The organism is Streptomyces sp. NPDC000983 (genome assembly GCF_040299205.1).
In the GTDB taxonomy this organism is placed as follows: Bacteria; Actinomycetota; Actinomycetes; order Streptomycetales; family Streptomycetaceae; genus Streptomyces.
This window is the reverse complement of the sequence record NZ_JBEPBM010000002.1, coordinates 357,999-380,071: the sequence shown is the minus strand read 5'-3', so window position 1 is coordinate 380,071 and position 22,073 is coordinate 357,999. Positions and strand designations below refer to the sequence as shown.

The following is a 22,073-nucleotide window of genomic DNA, read 5'->3' as shown; positions in this document are numbered from 1 at the left end:
CGCCGGTCAGGCGCCGATGTCGCCGCCGTCCTCGCGCCACACGGCCACGACGGCCGGGCGGACGTAGCGGCCGGGCCCGTCGGGCCAGGTGCTCGCCGGGTTCTCGACGTTCGCGCCGTCGATCTCGCCCGGGTGCTGGACGGCGACCAGGACGCGGCGGTCCTGGATGATCGGGCCGCATGTCTCCGCGCCCTTGGGCACGGTCAGGAACTGCTTCAGCTCACCGCGCCGGTCACCGCGCGTGGCGACGCCGAAGAGTCCGTCGTGCGAGCCGAGCTGGGCGCCGTCGGTGGAGATCCACAGGTTGCCGTGCGGGTCGAAGGCGACGTTGTCGGGGCAGGAGATCGGGCTGACCTGGTCCTTGGGGAAGCCCGCGAAGTAGGTGGCCGGGTCGGCCGGGTCACCGGCGACCAGGAACAGGCTCCAGGCGAACTTCGTGCTGTCGGCGCGGTTCCAGCGCTCGGTCAGCTCCAGGATCTGGCCGTGCTTGTTGCTGTTGCGCGGGTTGGCCTCGTCGGCGGCGGCGTAGCCGGCCTTGCCGCGGTTGGAGTTGTTGGTGAGGGCGATGTACACCTTGCCGGTGTGCGGGTTGGGCTCGACGTCCTCGGGGCGGTCCATCTTGGTGGCGCCGACCTTGTCACCGGCGAGCCGGGTGAAGACGAACACCTCGTCGGCGGTCATGCCCTCGACGTGGCTGACGGCGCCCTTGGCGGTGGCGGTGGCCAGCGGGATCCACTCGCCGGAGCCGTCGAACTCGCCGTCGGAGGGAAGCTTGCCGGTGCCGTCGATCTCGATGGCGGGAGAGTCCCCGGTGAGCCGGGCGACGTAGAGCGTCCCCTCGTCGAGCAGCGTCAGATTGTGCTCACGGGCGGCCCTGCTCGACCCCTTCTTCATCCGCTTGCTGCCGACGAACTTGTAGAAGTAGTCGAACCGCTCGTCGTCACCGGAGTAGACGACCGGGCGGCCGTCGTCGGTGAGCCGCACGGTGGCGCCCTCGTGCTTGAAGCGGCCGAGCGCGGTGCGCTTGCGGGGCTTGGAGTGCGGGTCGTACGGGTCCAGCTCGACGACGTATCCGAAGCGGTGCACCTCGTTGGGCTCCTGGGCGACGTCGAAGCGCTTGTCGAAGAGCTCCCACTTGCGCTCGGTGGCGCCGGTGCCGATGCCGTACCGCTTGTCGGTGGCGCTGGAGGAGTTGGCGAAGTACTGGTTGAAGTTCTCCTCGCCGTGCAGCGTGGTGCCCCAGGGGGTGGTGCCGCCGGCGCAGTTGTTGAGGGTGCCGAGCGCCTTGGTGCCGGTCGGGTCGGCGGAGGTCCTCAGCAGGTCGGAGCCGGCGGCGGGGCCGGTGATCCGGAACTCGGTGGTGGCGGTGATCCGCCGGTTCAGCGGGTGGCGCGGCACGGGACGGAGCCGTCCGCTGCGGCGCTCGCCCTCGACGACGACGGCGGACAGACCGTGCGCGGCCCAGGCGATCTCGACCTGCTCACGGGTCGGGGCGGCCGGGTCGTAGCCGCGGAACATCAGGATCTCGTCGGTGTACTCGTGGTTCGCGACGAGGATCTGCCGGTTGTGCTCGCCGGGCAGCGGCAGCAGCGCGAGGAAGTCGCAGTTGTACCCGAACTGCTGGGCCTGCGCGGCGGCCGTCTGCTTCTCCGGGTCAAAGGCGGGCGCCCCACGCAGAATGGGCTCACCCCACCGAATGACCACGTTCTGCCCATACCCCTCGGGCACGGTGACGGCATCGTTGGTATTGGGCGCTACGGGCGAGAACCGAAGCCCGCGAGCACCCTTGCCGGACGGCTTGGGCTTGGGCTTGTGCCCGGCGAGGGGCGCGGCCTCGGCGGCCGGGGCGGCGGCGACGGACACGGCGGTACCGGCGGCGGCCGCGGCGGTCACGACGGCCGCGGCACGCATCACGCCACGACGACTGAGGGCACCGGCGATGACATCGCCGACGTACGGGTTGGCGGTGGTGTTGGGCACCTCGTGGAAACAGGCGTCACCACAACGGAAACGGCATGTCATGGCAGAACGCCCACCGGCGTGCGAACCGTCCGACGTTCTGATCAGCGGCAGTGGAATGCGCACTTTGTACTCCCCTAGCTTCCCCTTGAATCCAGCCAGTCGGACGCTAGGGGGATGTATGTGCGAAAACGGGGACGCCGACTTAACGGAGGGTGAACTGGAGGTATCGGAAAGTCAGTTGCCCCACAGGCGCCCACCTGGGGGATCCCGCCCCAAGATCACCCCACGGGGCGGCTAACCTTACGTGTCCGTCCTGGCCAGGGATTGACGGACACAACTCATGCGAAGGGTTGCGCACATGGGCATTCTCACTCTCCTGCGGAACGCATTCGGCCGCTCCCGAAAGGAGCGCACGGCCGAAGCAGAGGGTGCGGCGACCTCGCCCACGCCCCAGCTCCCGGACCCCCGCCCCGCGGAGGACGACAACGAGCACGAACTGGTAGCGGCAGCCTTCGACAACGTAACGGTCCCCAAGCAGTCACCCCCGGCGGACGAGGCCACGACCACCCCGGCCCCCGAGCCGATCGTGGCCGAGACCCCCACGCCCGAGCCCACCCCGGAGCCGGTCGCAGCCGAGGCCCCCGCCCCTGAGCCGGAGCCGGAGCCGGTAGCGGCCGAGGTCCCCGAGCCCGAGCCGGTCGTGGCCGAGGACCCCACCCCGGTCGCAGCCGAGGCCCCCGCCCCGGAGCCGGAGCCGGTAGCAGCCGAGGTCCCCGAGCCCGAGCCGGTCGTGGCCGAGGACCCCACCCCGGAACCGGAGCCGGAGCCGGTAGCGGCCGACGTCCCCGAGCCCGAGCCGGTCGTGGCCGAGGAGCCCACCCCCGAGCCCGAGCCCATCGTCGCGGAGGAGCCCACCCCGGCCCCCGAGCCCGTCGTCGCGGAGGCGCCCGAGCCGGAGGCAGCCGCACCCGCGGCCGCCGACGACGAGCAGGCCCCACAGGGGCCACCCGCACCCGACGACGAATCCAGCACGGGTGGTGCGGGTGGGAACGACAAGGCCGAAGGCGAAGCCGAGGCCGTATCCCCGGAGCCCGAGCCGGCCGTAGCCGAGGACCCCGCCCCGGAGCCGGCCGTAGCCGAGGACCCCGCCCCGGAGCCGGCCGTGGCCGAGGAGCCCACCCCGGAACCAGAGCCGACCGTGGCCGAGGAGCCCACCCCGGCCCCCGCCATCCCCCTCACCCGCCTCAAGACCGCCGCCCCCGGCCTCCTCACCGCCTACAAGGCCGCCACCACCCCCCTCAAGAAGAACAACCTCACCGGCACCAGGGCCCGAGTACACCTCGTACTCGACCGCTCCTCCTCCATGCGCCCGTACTACAAGGACGGCTCCGCCCAGGCCCTCGCGGAGCAGACCCTCGCCCTGGCCGCCCACCTCGACCCCGAGGCAACGGTCCAGGTCACCTTCTTCTCCACCGAACTCGACGGCACCGGCGAACTCACCCTCACCGACCACGAGAACAAGATCGACGACCTGCACGCGACCTTCGGCCGCATGGGCCGCACGAGCTACCACGTAGCAGTGGAAGAAGTCGTGGCCACCCACACGAAGAACAACCCCGAGGCCACCGACACCACCCCCACCCTCGTGATCTTCCAGACCGACGGCGCCCCCGACGCGAAGACCCCCGCCACCCAGGCCCTGGCCGACGCCGCGAAGAACCACCCCCACATCCACTTCGCCTTCGTGGCCTTCGGCGACCTCGACAACAAGGCCTTCGACTACCTCCGCAAACTGAAGACCGGCAACGCGTCGTTCTTCCACGCGGGCCCGACCCCCCGAGAGCTGACCGACACCGAGCTCTACACGGGCGTACTGGCGGACTGGCGCCCGTAACAAAAAAAGGCGCACCCGGGCCGCCCCCTTCCCACCCCGTAAAACGGGAAGCGGGCGGCCCACCCGTGTCGGCTACGATTTCAAGGTTCGAAAAACAACCGACCCGGGAGCAGCCAAGCCATGGCTCGACACCTCATCACCAGCGCCCTTCCGTACATCAACGGGATCAAGCACCTGGGCAACATGGTGGGGTCCATGCTCCCGGCGGACGTGTACTCCCGGTACCTCCGCCAGCGCGGCCACGACGTCCTGTACATCTGCGCCACGGACGAGCACGGCACCCCCGCCGAACTGGCCGCGAAGGAGCAGGGCCTCCCGGTGGCGGAGTTCTGCGCGCAGGCGCACGACGCGCAGAAGGCGGTCTACGACGGCTTCGCGCTGGCCTTCGACTACTTCGGCCGCAGCTCCTCCCCGCAGAACGTGGAGATCACCCAGCACTTCGCCCGCCGGCTGAACGAGAACGGCTTCATCGAGGAGCGGGCGATCCGCCAGGTGTACAGCCCGGCCGACGGCCGCTTCCTCCCGGACCGCTACGTCGAGGGCACCTGCCCCCACTGCGGTTACGACAAGGCCCGCGGCGACCAGTGCGAGAACTGCACCCGCGTCCTGGACCCCACCGACCTGATCGACCCGCGCTCGGCGATCTCCGGCTCCACCGACCTGGAGGTCCGCGAGACCAAGCACCTCTTCCTGCTCCAGTCGAAGCTGGAGAACGAGGTGCGCGAATGGGTCGCCCGGCACGACAAGGACTGGCCGCAGCTGGCCTCCTCGATCGCCCACAAGTGGCTCACCGAGGGCCTGCACGACCGTGCGATCACCCGTGACCTGGACTGGGGCGTCCCGGTCCCGGCCGACACCTGGCCGGAGCTGGCCGCCGAGGGCAAGGTCTTCTACGTCTGGTTCGACGCCCCGATCGAGTACATCGGCGCGACCAAGGAGTGGTCGGACGAGGACCCGGAGAACCGCGACTGGAAGTCGTGGTGGTACGAGGCCGACGACACCGTGCGCTACACGGAGTTCATGGCGAAGGACAACGTCCCCTTCCACACGGTGATGTTCCCGGCCACCGAACTCGGCGTGCGCGAGCCGTGGAAGAAGGTCGACTTCGTCAAGGCGTTCAACTGGCTGACGTACTACGGCGGGAAGTTCTCCACGTCCCAGAAGCGCGGTGTCTTCACCGACCAGGCGCTGGACATCCTCCCCGCCGACTACTGGCGCTACTTCCTGATCGCCAACGCCCCCGAGTCGGACGACTCCTCCTTCACCTGGGAGCACTTCACCGCGACGGTGAACAAGGACCTCGCCGACACCCTCGGCAACTTCGTCAACCGCGTGCTGTCCTTCTCCAAGAAGCGGTTCGGCGAGGAGGTCCCGGCGGGCAGCCCGGCCGGTGAGGCGGAGGCGAGGCTCGGCGAGCAGATCGCCGAGCTGCTGGCCGAGTACGAGGCGCAGATGGAGGCCCTCCAGTTCCGCAAGGCCGCCGCCGCGCTGCGCGCCCTGTGGTCCGCGGGCAACTCCTACCTGGAGGAGAAGGCCCCCTGGCTGGAGATCAAGACCGACCAGGAGGGCGCCGCGCTGACCCTGCGCACGGCGATGAACCTGATCCACCTGTACGCGGTGGTCTCGGAGCCGTTCATCCCGTCGACCTCGGCGGCGATGCGGCAGGCGTTCGCGCTCGCCGACGACACCGCGACCTGGGTGTCGGCGGACGAGGCGAAGGCGCTGTCCTTCGTCCCGGCCGGTACGCCGTTCACCGTCCCGCCGGTGCTGTTCGCCAAGCTGACGGACGAAGACCTCGAAACGTACAAGGAGCGCTTCGGCGGAGACACAGCGGCGTAACAGCCCTTCTCGGGCCCCTCACTCTGCGGGTATATCTGGCCATGATCACGCGGCCGGGCACGGCCGCACAGCAATTCGAGTGGGGGGTCCTCTCATGGCTCTTTTCGGCAACGCACACCCGATCGACCCGGCGCAGGCCGCGCAGGACTACGCCAAGCTGCTCGGCCAGGGCGAGACGGTGCACACCGCCTACCTGCTGATACGCGACACCATCCTGTTCACCGACCGCCGTCTGATCCTGGTCGACAAGCAGGGCATCACCGGTAAGAAGACGGAGTACCACTCCATCCCGTACCGCAGCATCACGCACTTCGCGGTGGAGACGGCCGGCACCTTCGACCTCGACGCCGAGCTGAAGATCTGGGTCTCCGGCGCCCAGCTCCCGATCACGAAGACCTTCACCAAGGGCGTCGACATCTACGAGGTCCAGGCGATCCTGACGCAGTACGTCGCGCGATAAGTCACGAATCGGCTCGCGAGACGGGCGAGCGGTGACAATTCCTTCACTATTCATCTATCCCTGGATAGTGTTCGATTTACTCCTCTCACCGCTCGCCTCGCACGCGACGCATCAGCATCAAGGAATCTCGTGAAGCGCATCCTGATCCGCTCCGGAAAGAGCCCGCTCCGGGTGGCCACGCCGACGGAGTTCATCCAGCAGGACCTGATCGGGACGAACACCGGGAACCTGCTGTTCAGCGACTCGGCCCACAAGATGCTGACGACCCCGGACACCGAGGTCACCTCCAACGGCATCCGCACGAACCACTCGGCCGAGCGCGCGGCGGAGATCAACGAGCGGTACGACGTCTTCGTCGTCCCCCTCGCCAACGCCTTCCGCCCCCAGTTCCAGGCGTCGCTGGACCGGCTCTCCACGCTGATCGAACAGCTCACCATCCCGGTGGTGGTGTTCGGCGTCGGCGCCCAGGCGACCGACGACTACGCGACCGACATGCTGGCCCCGATGGAAGCCTCCGTGAAGCGCTTCGCGCGGGCCGTCCTGGACCGCTCCGCCTCCATCGGCGTCCGCGGCGAGCTGACCGCGAGCTATCTGAGGGACCACGGCGTCCCGGACGACAGCATCGACATCATGGGCTGCCCGTCGATGTTCCTGTACGGCGAGCGGTTCCCGGAGATCCGCGCCACGGAGATCACCGCGGACTCCCGCCTGGCGATCAACCTCTCCCCGAACGCGATACCCGTCGGCCCCGTCGCCGGCATCGCCGCCCACGCCCACGCGCACTACCCGAACCTCACCTACTACGCGCAGAACCTCGTCGACGCCGAGCTGCTGCTCTGGGGCGACACCACCCCCGAGTCCGGCTTCGAGGACCCCTTCCCGCTCCAGCTGAGCCACGCCCTGCTCCGCGAGAACAAGGTGCGCATGCCGCTGGACCCGGCGACCTGGATCGACGAGCTGCGCTCCTACGACTTCGCCTACGGCACCCGGATCCACGGGAACATCGCCGCCCTGTTGGCTGGCACCCCCGCGGTCGTCCTCACCCACGACTCGCGCACCCTGGAGCTGTGCCGGTACTTCGACATCCCGCACCGGCAGCTCTCCACGCTGTCCGCCGACACCGACCCGCGCGACCTGTACGAGGCCGCCGACTTCTCGGCCATGATCAAGGGCCACGGCGAGCGGTTCGAGCGCATCACCGCCTTCCTCACCCGCAACGGCCTGGACAACACCTACCAGCACGGTGACGGCGGTGCCGCCTTCGACGCCCAGGTCGCCGCCCTCGACCTGCCCGCCTCGATGGAGGTCTGGGACGGCACCGAGGACGGGCACAACCGCTACCGGATGAGCAGGCTGCGCGAGTCGGTCACCGCCTCGGAGACCAGGCTCACCAAGAAGCTCACGGCCGCCACCAGGAAGAACGACGAACTGCGCGGCAAGCTGGCCGCCGCCGAGAAGCGCGCCGCGGGCACCGCCGAGAAGCTCGCCGAAGCGGTCGAGCGGCTGGAGGCCACCCGCAAGCAGCTCACCGCCCTGGAGCGGCGCGTCGCGGGCATGGAGAAGCGGGTCCTGGTCCGCCTCGGCCCGGCGCTGCGCCGCCGCACCCGCAAGGTGTCCAGCACCAAGAGCTGACCCGGGCTGACCTCCTGGTTTGAGCCAACCGCTGCTAGCATTCGGCCACTTGTGCGAAAGCGAGCGCTTTCGCTGGGGAGGGAAGCGCACGTGGGCAGACACGCCCTGAGACGGGGCGGTCTGACCGCCGCCGTCTCCTCTCTCGTGGTCGCCGTCGCGACCGCGTCCGTGGTCGTCCTGTCGGACGGCCACGACACCGCCGAGGCGGCCGAGGTCGCCGGCACCGCCGCGATCACCCTGACCGATCCCAGCAGCACCACTCCGCGTGCCGACCGGCCGCTGGTCTCCGGCGACAGCGGTTTCCTGCACTGGCAGACGGGCCGGACCGGGCTGGCGTGGACGGACTACGCGACGGGTGAGACCGTCACGGTGAAGAACGACGCCGGTGTCTACACCCCGGTCGCCAACTGCAAGTACATGGGCTGGGACTGCTACGGCGGCTGGTACGGCTCGGGCAGCGACCTGATCGCCCTGCCCGCCTCCACGACCGACGAGTTCGCCACGTTCTGGGACCCGGCGATCGCCGAGTCCAGGAAGGTGAGCTGGAACAGCACCCACGGAAAGTACCGGGCGCTGGCGGGGGACACGATCGTCACCTCCTACTCCCTGATCGACAAGGTCGACGGCGAGTGGCGGACCCGCAGGATCGCCGGCGAGTCCAGTGTGCCGTCCGAGAGTGTCCTCGCCGCGGACTCCTCCGGTGTCCTCTTCGCGGAGGGCACCTTCGGCACGCTCCAATACATCGACGTCGAGTCGGCCGTGAACACCACGGCCTTCGAGGACTACGACGCCAACGCGGAGTTCGTGATGAGCTCCGACCGCCTCGGCTGGTACGGCGGCGGCGAACTGCACCTGAAGTCCCGCACCGACCTCACCGCCCCCGAGCAGGTCGTGACGCTGTCCTCGCTCCCCGGCACCCTGGAGGGCGACCCGGTCCTGGTCGGCGACTGGCTGATCCTCCCGCTGACGTCCAGCGCGCTCGGCTCTCAGCTGACGGCGGTGAACGTCACCGACCCCTCGAAGCGGCAGACACTGCTGGCCAGCGCGGACGTGTACACGCTGGCCTCCGGGGACGGCACCGCGCTGGTGACCGGCGGCACCGACGCCACCGACTGGTGGGTGCAGCGGGTGAGCCAGGCCGGGGACGCGCTGAAGCTGGAGAAGACGTACCAGTCCCCGGCGGTGGAGAAGGCCAAGACGGGCCTCGCCCTCAGCCGCGGCAGCCTGCGCGTCGTCGACTCCGGCCGTTACACGACCCTGCGCACCCTCACCACCAACGGCTCCACCGAGCTGACCTCGACCGCGGCCGTGGACAGTGTCCAGCTCTCCTCCGCCGCGGTCTGCCCGCAGCCGGGCAGCACCACCTGCATCCCGCTGTGGGGCAACACCGGCAGCGAGCCGGACGACGTCTATCTCAGCACGTTCTCCGACGCCGACGAGGGCGGCAGCGGTCTGGACAAGGCCGACCGGCTCAACGCCGTCGTCAGCAGCGACCTGGAGTTCGGCACCGGCGGCGGCAGCATCGTCGACGTCTCCGACGACTACGCCGTCTACACCTCCGGATCCACCCAGTACGTCGGCGAGTTCGGCCAGGGCCAGCAGCTGAAGCGATCGGCGCGCGCCGCCGCCCTGCACGGCCCCACCCTGTGGAGCGCCACCACCACCGCGGGCACGCTCACCTCGTACAGCCTGATCACGAAGAAGACACTGGCCACGGTGACCGTGCCGGGCCTGGCCTGCGCGCCGACCGAGCTTCAGGCCGCCGGCCGCTGGGTGTACTGGGCCTGCGGGTCCGCCTCGGCGGGCGTGTACGACACCAAGGCCGGTACGTCGAGGGCGGTCACCCCCGGTGACGTGCTGCTCGGCGACGGCTTCACCGTCCGCCACGACCACGCGGCAGCCACCCTGGTCCTCACCGAGGCGGCCGGCGGCACGAGCCGTGTCATCGCTTCCGGCCTCCCCGACAGCGGCGTCGCCCTGGACCGCCGCTACCGCTGGACGGTCGACGAGTACACGGGCCTGGTCGCCTGGTTCGACTCGTACGAGCGCGTCCGGGTCACCACCACGGGCATCGCCCCCTCCCCGGTGACCGCCTTCGACAGCGCGTACGCCAGCCTGGTCACGCCGGCCATGCCGTACGAGGTCGACGTGGAGCTCTCCCGCCCGGTCACCTCCTGGTCGCTCACCTTCAGCTCCCTCCAGAGCGGAGCGAACGGCAGGGCCACGCGCACCTTCACCGGCGGCGCGCGCACGGACCGGGTGTCGATGACGTGGACCGGCAAGGCATCCGACGGGACCTACTTCCCGAACGGTCCCGTCACCTGGACGCTGAAGGCCACCGGCCTCGGCTCCTCCACCGCGAACACCGTGGTCGCAGGCAGTGTCTTCATGGAGCGGGGGTCGGCGGTCCGGCACGACTTCACCAGCCCCGACGGCCCCGACGGCCGAGGCGACCTGCTCACCCTCAACTCCTCCGGCGGCCTGACCTGGCAGGCGGGCACCGGCACCGGCAAGTTCGGCGAGAAGACCACCGGCACGGGCTGGCCCACCACCGTCAAGGCCGTCCCCTTCGGGGACCTGAGCGGAGACCGCTGCAACGACGTGCTCGTCCGCTACAGCAGCGGCGCCCTGCGCCTGTACAAGCCCGGCTGCAACGCGGCGGTCAAGCCGTCGACCTCGTACACCACCCTCGCCACCAGCGGCTGGACCCAGTACGACGTGCTGACCTCGCCCGGTGACCTCAGCGGTGACGGCCGCCCGGACCTGCTGGCCCGCAACGCCTCCACCGGCACCGTCTACCTGTACAAGGGCACCAGCACGGGCAAGCTCGCCGCCCGCGTCAAGCTCTACGACAACTGGAAGACGTACAAGAAGATCGTGGGCGTCGGCGACATCACCGGCGACGGCAGGGCCGACCTCGTCGCCCAGGACAAGGCCAACGTCCTCTACCGCTACGACGGCAAGGGTGACGGCACGTTCGCGGCCCGGGCGAAGGTCTTCTCCGACTGGGGTGCCTCCTACGACGTGGTCGTGGGCGTCGGCGACATCACCGACGACGGCAGACCCGACCTGGTCTCCCGCGACACCAGCGGCAACCTGTACCGCAACAGCGGCGACGGCAAGGGCTCCTTCGGCGGCCGTGCCAAGATCGCGACCGGCTACTCGGGCTACAAGTCCCTTTCCTAGGGGGAGACATGACGATACGCAGATGGGGGGTCGCCGCCTTCGTGGCGGCGAGCCTGACCGCGGGTGCCCTGCTGCCGGCCGTTCCGGCGGCCGCGGTCCACGGCGCGGTGCCGGGCGACTTCAACGGTGACGGCTACCGGGACGCGGTCCTGCCCGCGCCGGGCGCGAACGTGTCGGGCAAGGAGGCCGCGGGCGCGGTGGTCGTGCTGTACGGCTCGTCCTCCGGGCTCTCCTCGACCCGGCGCAAGACGATCACGCAGAACACCTCCGGGGTGCCGGGCACGGCGGAGGCGTACGACCGGTTCGGCGCCGCCACCGCCACCGCCGACCTCAACCGGGACGGCTACGCCGACCTGGTCGTGGGCTCCCCCTACGAGGACACCACCAAGGGAACGGACTCCGGTCAGGTGTCGGTCCTCTGGGGCGGCAAGAACGGGCTGACCAGCGGCACCGAACTGCCGTCGCCGTCCGAGTCCCCGCACCAGTACGGGCAGGACATCGCCGCGCTGAGCCTCGGCCCGGCGGGCGGCACCTCGGTCGTGGTGGCCGGGTACGACGCGTTCATCCACTTCTCCGGGCCCTTCTCGCGCACCGGGACCTTCGGGGTCGCCATCCTGGGCATGGACGTCGGCTCCGTGGAGTCGGTCACGCTCGGCGACTGGTACGGCGACTCGACACCCCGTCCGGGCGTGGCCACGGCCCGCGACGGCGACCTGACCGGCGGCCGGCTCCACACGACCTTCGCCATCGGCACGGAGCTGACCGGCAACGGCCTGATCACCGCCTCCGGCGACGTCAACGGCGACGGCTACGACGACCTCGTCGCCGGTGACCCGGACGAGCCCGCCGTCGCGGGCGCCGACGGCATGCCAGGCGGCCGGGTCCTGGTCTGGCACGGCTCGGCGAACGGCATCTCAGCAGACACCGAGCCGGTTCAGATCACCCAGAACACGGCCGGTGTGCCCGGCGCGAGCGAGAAGGGCGACGCGTTCGGCGGCGGCCTCACGGTGGCCGACCTCAACCGGGACGGCCTCGACGAGATCGTGGTCGGCGCGCCCTACGAGGGCGTCGGCAGCGTGCGGCGGGCCGGCGCGGTCACCGTGATCCCGGGCCGCGCCTCGGGCGCCCTCGGCAGCGGCGCGTACACCTTCACCCAGGACACCTCGGGCGTCCCGAGCGTCTCCGAGAAGGACGACTTCTTCGGCACGACCGTCTCCGTCGGGGACGTGAACAAGAACGGCCGTCCGGAGCTGTTCATCGGAGCGGCGGGCGAAAACAACGACACCGGCGCGGTGTTCGTCCTCCCCGGCGGCTCCGCCCGCCCCACCGGCACCGGCGCCCGCGTCTACACCGGCCCCTCGCTCGGCCTGTCCCAGACCAACGGCACCCTGCTCGGCGGTAACGGGCTGCTCTGGCTCATCTGACGAACACCACGAAGTCGGCCCACGCTTCCGCCCCGAGGGCGAGACGGGGGCCGACTTCGCGGTACTTGGAGTCTCGGACGTGGATGGTGCCGGGAGTATGGGCGACCTCTACACAGGAGTTGCCGTCATTGCCGCCGCTGTAGCTGCTCTTGAACCACGCCAGCTCGGAGACATCCCCAGTAGAGGCCTCGCGGATCATGTTTCTCCCAGCATTCGCTCGATGAGGGCCAGCGACTCCCGGGGCGAGAGCGCCTGAGCCCGGATGGTGCCATACCTCAGTTCGAGAATGCGCAGCTGCTTGGGATCATGGACAGGTCGGCCGTTGAACGCACCATCGGAGCGACCGACCGCCGCGCCGTCCACGAACTTCAGCAGCTCGATACGCCCGTCCAACCCCGAGTGGGTGTCACAGTCCATCGGCATCACCTGAAGCACGACGTTGTGTAATTGCCCCAGCTCCAGCAGCCGTTCGAGCTGCTGATGCCACACCATTGTGCCCCCGATGGGCCTCCTCAGTACGCCCTCTTCCAGGACGAAACTGAGCGCGGGCGCCGGGTCACGCCGGAAGACCGACTGCCGAGCGACGCGCGCCGCCACCATGCGTTCCACATCATCCGGCGAGTACGGCGGCTGTGCAGCCCCGATGACGGCTCGCGCATGCTCCGGTGTCTGCAACAGCCCCGCGATGATGTTGCACTCATACACCCCGATCTCGACCGCCTTCGCCTCCATCTCAGCCAAGGCCCGAACCTTCTTCGGGTACCGGACCTTCTCCACGTCCTCCTTCATCGCCGCCAGCAGCCCGCCCGCCCCCAGCACCTCGTCCGCTCTGTCCAGATACTCGGGGCGGGGAATCCGCTTCCCGGCCTCGATCTTGTAGACGAGGTCCTCGCCGTACCCCACCGCGTCGCCGAACTCGCCGGCGCGCATCCCCACCGCCTCGCGCCTCAGCTTCAACTGCCGCCCCACCGTGGCGACCACGGCCACGCCCCACTCGTCGTCCGGATCGACCTCCCAGCCCGGCTCGTCCGCCTCTGTCCTGAGCCGTCGTACCTCGCCGTCCACCGACATGCGCGCCCCTTGGTCGTACCGCCGCGTACCGCCACGCCCCTACCCGTACGCACCGCCCCGACAAGCCCGGACAGCACCGGACAAGCTCCGGACAGTCACCGTACGCAACGGCGTCGTCACTACTCACGGTAGGCGTACTCGGCCACGCTGAGTGACGTGATTCCTGAACCGGCCCAACCCGAGGGCCACATCCGCCACTTCAGCGTGCTGTTGTCACCGACACCACGCGGCGCCCGCCTCGCCCGACTGCTCGCGACGGAGCAACTCCGCTCGTGGGGACTGCCGCTGGAGCGGGCCGCGCACGTCGTCGCCGAGCTGGCGAACAACGCCGCGACGCACGGCAGGGTCCCCGGCCGGAACTTCGCACTGCTGCTGTACGTCGTGGGCGGAACCCTCCGCATCGAGGTGACGGACACCCGCGGCGACCGGCTGCCGACGCCCCAAGTGCCGGACGGGGAGGACGAGTCGAGCCGCGGCCTGACCCTCGTGGAGGCGCTCGCCGACCGCTGGGGCGTCACCCGAGGATCGCACCCCCGCAAGACGGTCTGGGCCGAACTCGCCCTCGGGGAAGGCGAGTCACCGGAACCCGACGCACCGGACTCCGGTCCGACGGGACGTCCCCAAGAACTACCCACCGAAGAGAAAGAACCCCACCAAACCCCACCCCTCCCTCCCGCCGGGCAAACTCACTCCCGCGAGTGAATATGCCCAACTGGGCTGGATTCGAGCCCGGTTGCCTGCCCTACGCTCAGCGCAGCAAGACGCCCCCCACCACCAGACATGCGACGGCCCCCGCCGGGAGTAGCGTCCCTGCGGGGGCCTGACCACCGAGGAAGCAGAACCTTCCCAATGGACTCTCAAAACCCTAACGCGCCCACGCCCACCAAGTCCCGGATCCCGGGCAAAAGCCACCCCCGTCCTCGGCCCAACTGTGGCGTGATCCACGACAACATCCGCCACACCGAGGAATTCGTCGTGGTCGGCAACCACCTCTCCCAGCACCACCACCTGTCGCTGGTGGCGATCGGCCTCGCGACCCACATCCAGTCGCTGCGGGAGGGCACCGAGGTCGACATCAAGAGCCTCGCCAAGAGGTTCCCCGAGGGCCGCACGACGATCGCCGCGGGCCTGCGCGAGCTGGAGACGTACGGCTACCTGCGCCGCGTCCGCGAACGCACCCCCAGCGGCCGGTTCATCACCCGCACGATCTCCTGCAACAAGCCCGGCCACCGCGGGCCCGCCCCCTCGGACAAGCCCCCGGCCCGACGCGGGGCCCCGACCAAGCCGCCGCCCCGCAAGAGCCTCCCTGCCGTACCGAAACCGTCGCTGACCTCGGCAGACCTGCTCCAGACGGCCATCGGCGTCCTGGCCGGCCTCCGCCGCGAGGACCCCCGTCTGCTCCTCTCGCAGACGGACGTGGAACACCTGGCACCGGGCGTGGTCGCCTGGCTGGAACGGGACATCACCCCGCCCGACATGACCAAGGCCCTGACCGAGGGCCTCCCGCCAACCCCCCTGACCCGCCCGGCGGCCCTGCTGGCCCACCGCCTGGCGGCCAAACTCCCCCCGCTGCCCTCGTTCCGCCCGGCCCCGGAGCCCAGACACCCCTTCCAGACCTGCGACGGCTGCGAACGCGCCTTCCGCGCCCCCGAACCGGGCCTCTGCCGCGACTGCCGAACCGACCCGAAGGGTGCCTTGTGAGCATGCGAGCCCTCGCCCGGTCCGGCCCGGATACCCTGGCAGGGGTACTCCTGGAGGACACCATGAGCACACTGGCCGACCACGGGCGCGAGCTGATCCCCCGGCCCGAGCAGACCCCTGACGCCCTGCGCACGGCCCTCGCCGTCGTGGCTCCCGCCCGCTTGGAGGAGATGCAGGCCACGAAGGACGAGGCGTTCGCCAAGGCCGTGGAGTGGGAGTCGCTGAGCCCCGTGAGGAGCTGGGTCCTCCTGTGGTCCCGGGACATCGAGATCGCCCGCCGCCCCGACCTGTCCGCCCGTTTCGAGCGCGCGCGGAACACACTGGAGGACGAGGATCCCGATACCGCTCGGGCGGCTCTTCGGGAGCTGACCGCTGTACTGGACGAAGCCATGAAGGCAGTACGCGGTTGAGCTGGAAGTGGGAGTACGCCTTCGGAGCGGAGGAAGCCGCCCGGACAGCGCCCGCCGCCTTTCTCGCCAGGGTGGCGAGCGCGGCGGATGAGCTGGTCAGAGCCGCCGAAGCCGTCCACATCCACGGCCGGGCCCACCAGGACATGGACCCGAGGGGCGGCGATGTCATCGTCCCGGGCGGAATGTTCACGTATCAGGTCGTCGTGCGCAGCGAGCGCGTTTACGTCGTCCAGATCACGTACCTGGGGTTCTGAGCCCGCGAGCTCCCCGGCTGGCCGGTGTCGAAACTGAAAGGACCCGGAACCGCGTGCGGTTCCGGGCCCCCTCGGCCGAGGACTACTTCGGCTGCGGCTTGCGGACCGACAGGTGGAGTTCCCGCAGGCGGGTCTCGTCCAGCTCGGTCGGGGCGCCCATCATCAGGTCCTGCGCGTTGCCGTTGAGCGGGAAGGCGATGGTCTCCCGGATGTTCGGCTCGTCCGCGAGGAGCATGACGATCCGGTCGACGCCGGGGGCGATGCCGCCGTGCGGCGGGGCGCCGAAGCGGAACGCGCGGAGCATGCCCGCGAACTGCTCCTCGACGGTGTCCCGGTCGTAGCCGGCGATCTCGAACGCCTTGAGCATGATCTCCGGCTCGTGGTTCCGGATCGCGCCGGAGGACAGCTCGACGCCGTTGCAGACGATGTCGTACTGCCAGCCCAGGATGTCCAGCGGGTCCTGGTTCTCCAGGGCCTCAAGGCCGCCCTGCGGCATCGAGAACGGGTTGTGCGAGAAGTCGATCTTCCCGGTGTCCTCGTCCTTCTCGTACATCGGGAAGTCGACGATCCAGCAGAACCGGAACACGCCCTCCTCGAAGTGCCCGGCGCGCTTGGCGGCCTCGACCCGGACCGCGCCCATGATCTTGGAGACCTCGTCGAACTCGCCCGCGCCGAAGAACACGGCGTGACCGGCGGCCAGGGAGAGCCGCTTGGTCAGCTCGGCGACGTTCTCCTCGGTGAGGAACTTCGCGATCGGGCCGGACAGCGAACCGTCCTCGGCGACCCGCACCCAGGCCAGGCCCTTCGCGCCCTGCGAGACCGCGTAGTCACCGAGCTGGTCGAAGAACTTCCGGGGCTGCGCGGAGACGTCCGGCACGGCGAGCGCACGGACGTGCTTGCCGGCGAACGCCTTGAACTCCGAGCCCTCGAAGACGTCGGTGATGTCGACGAGCTCCAGCTGGGCCCGCAGGTCCGGCTTGTCGGAGCCGTACTTCAGCATCGCCTCGCGGAACGGGATGCGGGGGAAGGGGGAGGTGACGTGGCGGCCGTTGCCGAACTCCTCGAACAGCTCCGTCATGAGCTTCTCGATCGGCCGGAAGACGTCCTCCTGCTCGACGAAGCTCATCTCCACGTCGAGCTGGTAGAACTCGCCCGGCGAACGGTCCGCGCGGGCGTCCTCGTCACGGAAGCAGGGCGCGATCTGGAAGTACCGGTCGAAGCCGGAGATCATCAGCAGCTGCTTGAACTGCTGCGGCGCCTGGGGGAGGGCGTAGAACTTGCCCGGGTTCAGGCGGGAGGGGACCACGAAGTCACGGGCGCCCTCGGGGGAGGTCGCGGACAGGATCGGGGTCGCCATCTCGTTGAAGCCCAGCGCCGTCATCTTGTGACGGATCGCCGAGATGACCGCCGTACGCAGCAGGATGTTCTTGTGCATGCGCTCGCGGCGCAGGTCCAGGAAGCGGTACTCCAGGCGCCGCTCCTCGTTGACCCCGTCCTCGGCGTTGATCGTGAACGGCAGCGGCGCGGCCGCGCCGAGCAGCTCGACCTCACCGACCTCGACCTCGACCTCACCGGTGGACAGCTCGGCGTTCACGTTGTCGGCGCCACGGGAGACGACCTTGCCGTCGACCCGGACCGTGGACTCCTTGGAGAGCTTGTCCAGGGCCTCGTAGGCGGCGGTGCCGGGGCGGGCGACGAGCTGCGTGATGCCGTAGTGATCGCGCAGATCGATGAAGAGGATGCCGCCCAGGTCGCGCCGATTGTGCAGCCAGCCACTCAGCCGGACGTCGGTGCCGACGTCAGAGGCGCGGAGCTCGCCGCAGGTGTGGGACCTGTACCGATGCATCGTCGTTCATCCAGTCTTCGCGGATCGGGAATCTCCGGGGCCCGGTGCCCGGACGTCCCAAGGGTACCGGCCACCCGAGATCGGCTCCCCACCATTGGGCGCGGGGCGGCTTCGGTGGCAGCCGCGGAGCACCTCTTCCTACAGTGGGTCAATGCGCACTGGTGAGCCCCTGCCGCCCGTGGCTGAGGTTCTGGCCGCCCTGGAGACCGGCCAATGGCACTGGTCGACCGCGACCGGGCTGGTCACGGTGGACGCCGAGGCGGCCCGGCTGCTGGGGCTGCCCCAGGTGCGGGCCACGCTCCGGGAGTCCCAGGTGCGGGCCCGGCTCCACCCGGTCGACTGGAACGAGATCGCCGGCGTGATCCAGCTCGCCGTCGCCGAGGGCACCCTCGGCGAGGTGCGGGTGCGCATCATGGACGAGCGGGGCGAGGTCGTCCGCGTCACCCGCAGCCGCTTCAAGCCGGCCTTCGACCCGGAGAAGCGGGCCTACGAGGTGATCGGCACCCTCCAGGAGGTCACCGAGCCCGACCCGGGCACCCCGGCCGGGCGGCGCGCGGTCACCGGCGACTGGCGGCGCTCACGGGAGGCGTTCCTGTTGGACGCGGGCCGGGCGCTGGCCGAGGCCCGGTCCACCGCCGAGGTGCTGCGGGTGGCGGCCGGGCTGTCGATGCCGGGCTTCTCGCCGGACGGGCTGGCGGTCTTCGGGGTGACGGGTGACCGCCTGACGATCATCGGCCACCACGGCCATCGGCCCGGCGACGAGGGCCCCTTCACCCACATGCCCCTGGGGACCGACTACCCGGCCGCCGAGGTGGTCCGCACCGGCCGGGCCGTCTACCTGTCCTCCCCCAAGCAGTACCGCTCCCGCTACCCGGTGACCTGGCCGCTCGCCGAGGCCTTCGGCCGCCGCTCCTGGGCGTTCCTGCCGCTGACGGTCGCCGGGCGCACCATGGGCGCCTGGATGGCCGCCTTCACCTACCCGGTGTCGTTCACCCCCGACGAACGGTCGGTGCTGACGACGGTGGCCCGGATGCTGGCCCAGGCGCTGTCCCGGGCGGGCGCCGCGGAGACCCAGCGGGAGCTGACCGACGGACTCCAGCGCTCGATGCTGCCCACCCTGGGCCCGCGCCAGATACCGGGCATGAGCGTCGCCGCCCGCTACGTGCCCACCGGCGGCGGCCTCCAGGTCGGCGGCGACTGGTACGACGTCATCCCGCTGCCCGGCGGCACCGCCTCCGACACCGGCCGCTTCGCCCTGGTCATCGGCGACGTCCAGGGCCACGACGTGCGGGCGGCCGGCCTGATGGGCCAGCTGCGGATAGCCCTGCGCGCCTACGCCTCCGAGGGGCACCGCCCGGACGCGGTGCTCTCCCGCGCCTCACGCTTCCTGCACGGCATGACCGACGACGGCGACCCGGAACCGGCCGACCTGCGCTTCGCGACCTGCCTGTACGTCGAGGTCGACCCCGTGACCGCGACCCTGGACATCGCCCGCGCCGGGCACCCCGACCCGGCGATCCGGATGGCGGACGGCACCGTGCTGACCCGGCACACGGCGGGCGGGCTGCCCCTGGGCATCGACCCGGACGCGGACTACCCGACGACCCAGGTCGTCCTGGAGCCCGGCGAGACGATGATGCTGTGCACCGACGGTCTGATCGAGACCGGCGGCCACGACCTGGACACCGGCTGGCGGCGCATCCGCTCGATCCTGGAGGACCACCGCGGCGATCTCGACAAACTCGCCGACGCCCTGGTCCAGGCCGTGCACGGCCCCTTCTCCCACCACACCACCGGCCCGCTGGCCGACCGCCGCGAGGACGACATAGCGGTACTGCTGCTGTGCCGGGAGGGCGAGGGCTGCGGCTGCGGGGAGACCGCGGCCGTACGCCCCGTCGTCCGGCGCACGATGCTCACCGTCGCCCAGGACGAGCCCGAGCGGATCGGGGTGGCCCGCCGGCAGCTGCGAGAGCTGCTGCACGACTGGGCCTCCTCCGACCAGGTCGACTCCGCGGTGCTGCTGCTCTCCGAGACGCTGACCAACGTCCTCGTCCACACCGAGGCCGAGGCGCTGCTGCGGGCCGAGGTGCGCGGCGAGCCGGGCCGGCGCCGGATGCGGGTGACGGTCAGCGACACCAGCGACGACCTGCCGCACCGGCGCAGCCCCGGCGAACTCGCCTCCTCCGGGCGGGGGCTGCTGCTGATCGAGCTGCTGGCCGACGTGTGGGGGGTGGATCCGCGGGGCGAGGGCAAGAGCATCTGGTTCGAGCTGGTGGAGACCGCTCAGGAGGAGGAGGCGTAGCGGCTGCGCAGCTCCTGCATGACGCCGAAGGCGGCGGCGGTGATCGGCACGGCGAGCAGCATGCCGAGGATGCCGGCGACGGAGGCGCCCGCGGTGATCGTCACCATCACCATCGCCGGATGCATCTGCACGGTGCGGCTCTGGATCATCGGCTGGAGCACGTGCCCCTCCAGCACCTGCACGGCCAGCACCACACCGAGCGCCCACAGCGCGATCACGAACCCACGGTCGGCGAGCGCCACCAGCACGGCGACGGCACCGGACAGAAAGGCGCCGAGATACGGGATGTAGGCGCCGACGAAGACCAGCGCCCCGAGCCCGGCCGCCCCCGGCACATCCAGGATCAACAACCCGACCGTGATGCAGATGGCGTCGATGAACGCGATGAAGGTCGTCCCCCGCATGAACCCCTCGACGGCCTCGAACGCCCGCCGCGCCACCGCCTCCAGCGTGTCCGCGGTCCCGGGCGGCGCGAGCGAGCGCAGGGTTCCGGCGGCCCGGTCGGAGTCCCGCAGGAAGAAGAAGACGAGCAGCAGCGCCAGCACGGCCATGGCGACGGTCTCGCCGACGACGCTGACCCCGCTGATGACACCGGACGCGGCGGTCCCGCCGAACTTGGTGAGCAGCTCCCGGGAGTTGGCGGCGAGGTCGTGCAGGGAGGTCCCCGCGGCCCCGAAGTGCTCGGCGAGGTCCTCCCCGGCACTGCGCAGCGAGGTGACGATCTGGTCCCCGCTGTCGATGAGCGCGGCGACGACGATGTAGACCGCCCCGCCGACCACGGCGACCACCGCGACACAGGTGAGCGCGGCGGCGAGCGACCGGTGCACCCGGGCCCGCACCAGCCGCCGGTGCAAGGGCCCGAGCAGCGCCGTCCCGAGCAGCGCGAGCAGCACGGGCACGACAGCCGTCCGGAACGCCACGCACAGCCGGATCGCGACGTAGAACACCCCCGCGCCCAGCAGGATGACGGCACACCAGGCCTCCACCCGCCGCACGGGTTCCGGCAGCAACGCCCGCGACTCCAGCACCCTCCCACCCGACCACGCGAAGGGCGGGCCCACCTTCCGGCAGACCCACCCGGGCGACGCGGCGGCGGCGTGCTGCTACAGCCCGCCCTCGGACATCCCGTGGACGGCCGGGATGGTGCCGAGGCGGCCCTTCTGGAAGTCCTCGAAGGCCTGCTGGAGCTCTTCGCGGGTGTTCATGACGAAGGGGCCGTAGTGGGCCATCGGCTCGCGGATGGGCTGTCCGCCGAGGATGACGACCTCCAGGTCGGGGGTGTGGGAGTCCTGCTGCTCGTCCGCGCGGACGGTCAGCGAGCCGCCGGCGCCGAAGACGGCGGTCTGGCCCATGTGGATCGGGCGGCGGTCGGCGCCGACGGAGCCCTTGCCCGCCAGCACGTACGCGAGGCCGTTGAACTCCTCCCGCCAGGGGAGGGTGACCTCGGCGCCCGGCGCGACCGTGGCGTGGATCATGCTGATCGGGGTGTGGGTGATGCCGGGGCCCGCGTGGCCGTCCAGTTCACCGGCGATGACGCGGAGCAGGGCGCCGCCGTCGGGGGTGGTCAGCAGCTGGACGTTGCCGCCGCGGATGTCCTGGTAGCGCGGGGGCATCATCTTGTCCTTGGCGGGGAGGTTCACCCACAGCTGGAGGCCGTGGAAGAGACCGCCGGACATGACCAGGTGCTCCGGCGGCGCCTCGATGTGCAGCAGGCCCGCGCCGGCCGTCATCCACTGGGTGTCGCCGTTGGTGATGGTGCCGCCGCCGCCCTGGCTGTCCTGGTGGTCGAAGATCCCGTCGATGATGTAGGTGACGGTCTCGAAGCCGCGGTGCGGATGCCAGGGGGTGCCCTTGGGCTCACCCGGCGCGTACTCCACCTCTCCCATCTGGTCCATCATGATGAACGGGTCCAGGTGGCGGTAGTTGATCCCGGCGAACGCGCGGCGCACCGGGAAGCCCTCGCCCTCGAAACCGCTGGGCGCGGTCGTGACGGCGAGCACGGGACGGGCCACCGCGTCCGCGGGCGCGGCGACACGGGGCAGCGTCAGCGGGTTCTCGACGGTCACTGCGGGCATGTCGGTACCTCCTTGTG

Annotated in this window: 17 protein-coding genes; 11 read left to right on the top strand and 6 right to left on the bottom strand. The window is 70.6% G+C overall.

Going from position 1 to position 22,073, the window contains the following annotated elements; all coding sequences use genetic code 11:
- Positions 1-6 precede the first annotated feature (6 nt).
- Positions 7-2,085 carry a PhoX family protein gene (locus tag ABT296_RS03725; RefSeq protein WP_351922780.1) on the bottom strand — a complete coding sequence of 693 codons (2,079 nt, stop codon included), beginning with the start codon at positions 2,083-2,085 and terminating at the stop codon, positions 7-9.
- A 235-nt stretch (positions 2,086-2,320) separates the two neighbouring features.
- On the opposite strand from ABT296_RS03725, the gene ABT296_RS03720 reads away from it, so the two are divergent.
- The 6 genes from ABT296_RS03720 (at position 2,321) to ABT296_RS03695 (ending at position 12,397) form a co-directional block, all read left to right on the top strand.
- On the top strand, positions 2,321-3,856 hold the full coding sequence (locus tag ABT296_RS03720) for a VWA domain-containing protein (RefSeq protein ID WP_351922778.1): 1,536 nt from the start codon (positions 2,321-2,323) through the stop codon (positions 3,854-3,856).
- 120 nt (positions 3,857-3,976) lie between these two features.
- Complete coding sequence (gene metG, locus ABT296_RS03715) at positions 3,977-5,695, top strand: methionine--tRNA ligase (protein ID WP_351922776.1); 1,719 nt, start codon at positions 3,977-3,979, stop codon at positions 5,693-5,695.
- Positions 5,696-5,789: 94 nt separating this feature from the next.
- Positions 5,790-6,155, top strand: a complete 366-nt coding sequence (locus tag ABT296_RS03710) for a PH domain-containing protein (RefSeq protein WP_015659096.1) — start codon at positions 5,790-5,792, stop codon at positions 6,153-6,155.
- A gap of 129 nt (positions 6,156-6,284) precedes the next feature.
- Complete coding sequence (locus tag ABT296_RS03705) at positions 6,285-7,787, top strand: polysaccharide pyruvyl transferase family protein (RefSeq protein ID WP_351922773.1); 1,503 nt, start codon at positions 6,285-6,287, stop codon at positions 7,785-7,787.
- Positions 7,788-7,877: 90 nt separating this feature from the next.
- A complete protein-coding gene (locus tag ABT296_RS03700; RefSeq protein ID WP_351922770.1) occupies positions 7,878-10,973 on the top strand; it encodes an FG-GAP repeat domain-containing protein in 3,096 nt (1,031 codons plus the stop codon).
- An 8-nt stretch (positions 10,974-10,981) separates the two neighbouring features.
- Positions 10,982-12,397, top strand: coding sequence for a VCBS repeat-containing protein (locus tag ABT296_RS03695; RefSeq protein ID WP_351922768.1), 1,416 nt, complete (start codon positions 10,982-10,984; stop codon positions 12,395-12,397).
- Here ABT296_RS03695 and ABT296_RS03690 read toward each other — a convergent pair.
- Both ABT296_RS03690 and ABT296_RS03685 read right to left on the bottom strand, forming a co-directional pair.
- A complete protein-coding gene (locus tag ABT296_RS03690; protein WP_351922766.1) occupies positions 12,390-12,596 on the bottom strand; it encodes a DUF397 domain-containing protein in 207 nt (68 codons plus the stop codon). The genes ABT296_RS03695 and ABT296_RS03690 overlap by 8 nt on opposite strands.
- Complete coding sequence (locus ABT296_RS03685; RefSeq protein WP_351922764.1) at positions 12,593-13,468, bottom strand: helix-turn-helix domain-containing protein; 876 nt, start codon at positions 13,466-13,468, stop codon at positions 12,593-12,595. Before ABT296_RS03685 ends, ABT296_RS03690 begins: the two co-directional genes overlap by 4 nt.
- Before the next feature lie 156 nt (positions 13,469-13,624).
- Between ABT296_RS03685 and ABT296_RS03680 the strand changes: the two genes are divergently transcribed.
- From ABT296_RS03680 to ABT296_RS03665, 4 genes are all read left to right on the top strand, one after another.
- Entirely contained in the window at positions 13,625-14,170 is a 546-nt protein-coding gene (locus ABT296_RS03680) for an ATP-binding protein (protein WP_502977165.1), read from the top strand.
- Between the two features lie 147 nt (positions 14,171-14,317).
- The gene (locus ABT296_RS03675; protein ID WP_351922762.1) at positions 14,318-15,169 is read left to right on the top strand and encodes a helix-turn-helix domain-containing protein; all 852 of its coding nucleotides are present in this window, start codon (positions 14,318-14,320) and stop codon (positions 15,167-15,169) included.
- Positions 15,170-15,231: 62 nt separating this feature from the next.
- On the top strand, positions 15,232-15,579 hold the full coding sequence (locus tag ABT296_RS03670) for a hypothetical protein (protein ID WP_351922760.1): 348 nt from the start codon (positions 15,232-15,234) through the stop codon (positions 15,577-15,579).
- Positions 15,576-15,833 (top strand): cupredoxin domain-containing protein, encoded by a 258-nt coding sequence (locus tag ABT296_RS03665; protein WP_351922758.1) that lies wholly within the window; start codon positions 15,576-15,578, stop codon positions 15,831-15,833. The genes ABT296_RS03670 and ABT296_RS03665 overlap by 4 nt, the downstream gene beginning before the upstream one ends.
- Before the next feature lie 82 nt (positions 15,834-15,915).
- Here the strand turns inward: ABT296_RS03665 and aspS are convergent, their stop codons facing one another.
- The gene (gene aspS, locus ABT296_RS03660) at positions 15,916-17,679 is read right to left on the bottom strand and encodes an aspartate--tRNA ligase (RefSeq protein ID WP_351922756.1); all 1,764 of its coding nucleotides are present in this window, start codon (positions 17,677-17,679) and stop codon (positions 15,916-15,918) included.
- Between the two features lie 151 nt (positions 17,680-17,830).
- Between aspS and ABT296_RS03655 the strand changes: the two genes are divergently transcribed.
- Entirely contained in the window at positions 17,831-19,981 is a 2,151-nt protein-coding gene (locus ABT296_RS03655) for a SpoIIE family protein phosphatase (protein ID WP_351922754.1), read from the top strand.
- Here ABT296_RS03655 and ABT296_RS03650 read toward each other — a convergent pair.
- The gene (locus ABT296_RS03650) at positions 19,963-21,009 is read right to left on the bottom strand and encodes an AI-2E family transporter (protein WP_351922752.1); all 1,047 of its coding nucleotides are present in this window, start codon (positions 21,007-21,009) and stop codon (positions 19,963-19,965) included. The two genes, ABT296_RS03655 and ABT296_RS03650, sit on opposite strands and share 19 nt — an antisense overlap.
- A 75-nt stretch (positions 21,010-21,084) precedes the next feature.
- Entirely contained in the window at positions 21,085-22,056 is a 972-nt protein-coding gene (locus tag ABT296_RS03645) for a pirin family protein (RefSeq protein WP_351922750.1), read from the bottom strand.
- Positions 22,057-22,073 lie beyond the last annotated feature (17 nt).

Excerpts from the sequence above, each read along its gene's own strand:
- ABT296_RS03720 (WP_351922778.1), top strand. The coding sequence starts at position 2,321 with ATGGGCATTCTCACTCTCCTGCGGAACGCATTCGGCCGCTCCCGAAAG.
- metG (WP_351922776.1), top strand. The coding sequence starts at position 3,977 with ATGGCTCGACACCTCATCACCAGCGCCCTTCCGTACATCAACGGGATC.
- ABT296_RS03710 (WP_015659096.1), top strand. The coding sequence starts at position 5,790 with ATGGCTCTTTTCGGCAACGCACACCCGATCGACCCGGCGCAGGCCGCG.
- ABT296_RS03695 (WP_351922768.1), top strand. The coding sequence starts at position 10,982 with ATGACGATACGCAGATGGGGGGTCGCCGCCTTCGTGGCGGCGAGCCTG.
- ABT296_RS03690 (WP_351922766.1), bottom strand. The coding sequence starts at position 12,596 with ATGATCCGCGAGGCCTCTACTGGGGATGTCTCCGAGCTGGCGTGGTTC.
- ABT296_RS03685 (WP_351922764.1), bottom strand. The coding sequence starts at position 13,468 with ATGTCGGTGGACGGCGAGGTACGACGGCTCAGGACAGAGGCGGACGAG.
- ABT296_RS03675 (WP_351922762.1), top strand. The coding sequence starts at position 14,318 with ATGGACTCTCAAAACCCTAACGCGCCCACGCCCACCAAGTCCCGGATC.
- ABT296_RS03670 (WP_351922760.1), top strand. The coding sequence starts at position 15,232 with ATGAGCACACTGGCCGACCACGGGCGCGAGCTGATCCCCCGGCCCGAG.
- aspS (WP_351922756.1), bottom strand. The coding sequence starts at position 17,679 with ATGCATCGGTACAGGTCCCACACCTGCGGCGAGCTCCGCGCCTCTGAC.
- ABT296_RS03655 (WP_351922754.1), top strand. The coding sequence starts at position 17,831 with ATGCGCACTGGTGAGCCCCTGCCGCCCGTGGCTGAGGTTCTGGCCGCC.
- ABT296_RS03645 (WP_351922750.1), bottom strand. The coding sequence starts at position 22,056 with ATGCCCGCAGTGACCGTCGAGAACCCGCTGACGCTGCCCCGTGTCGCC.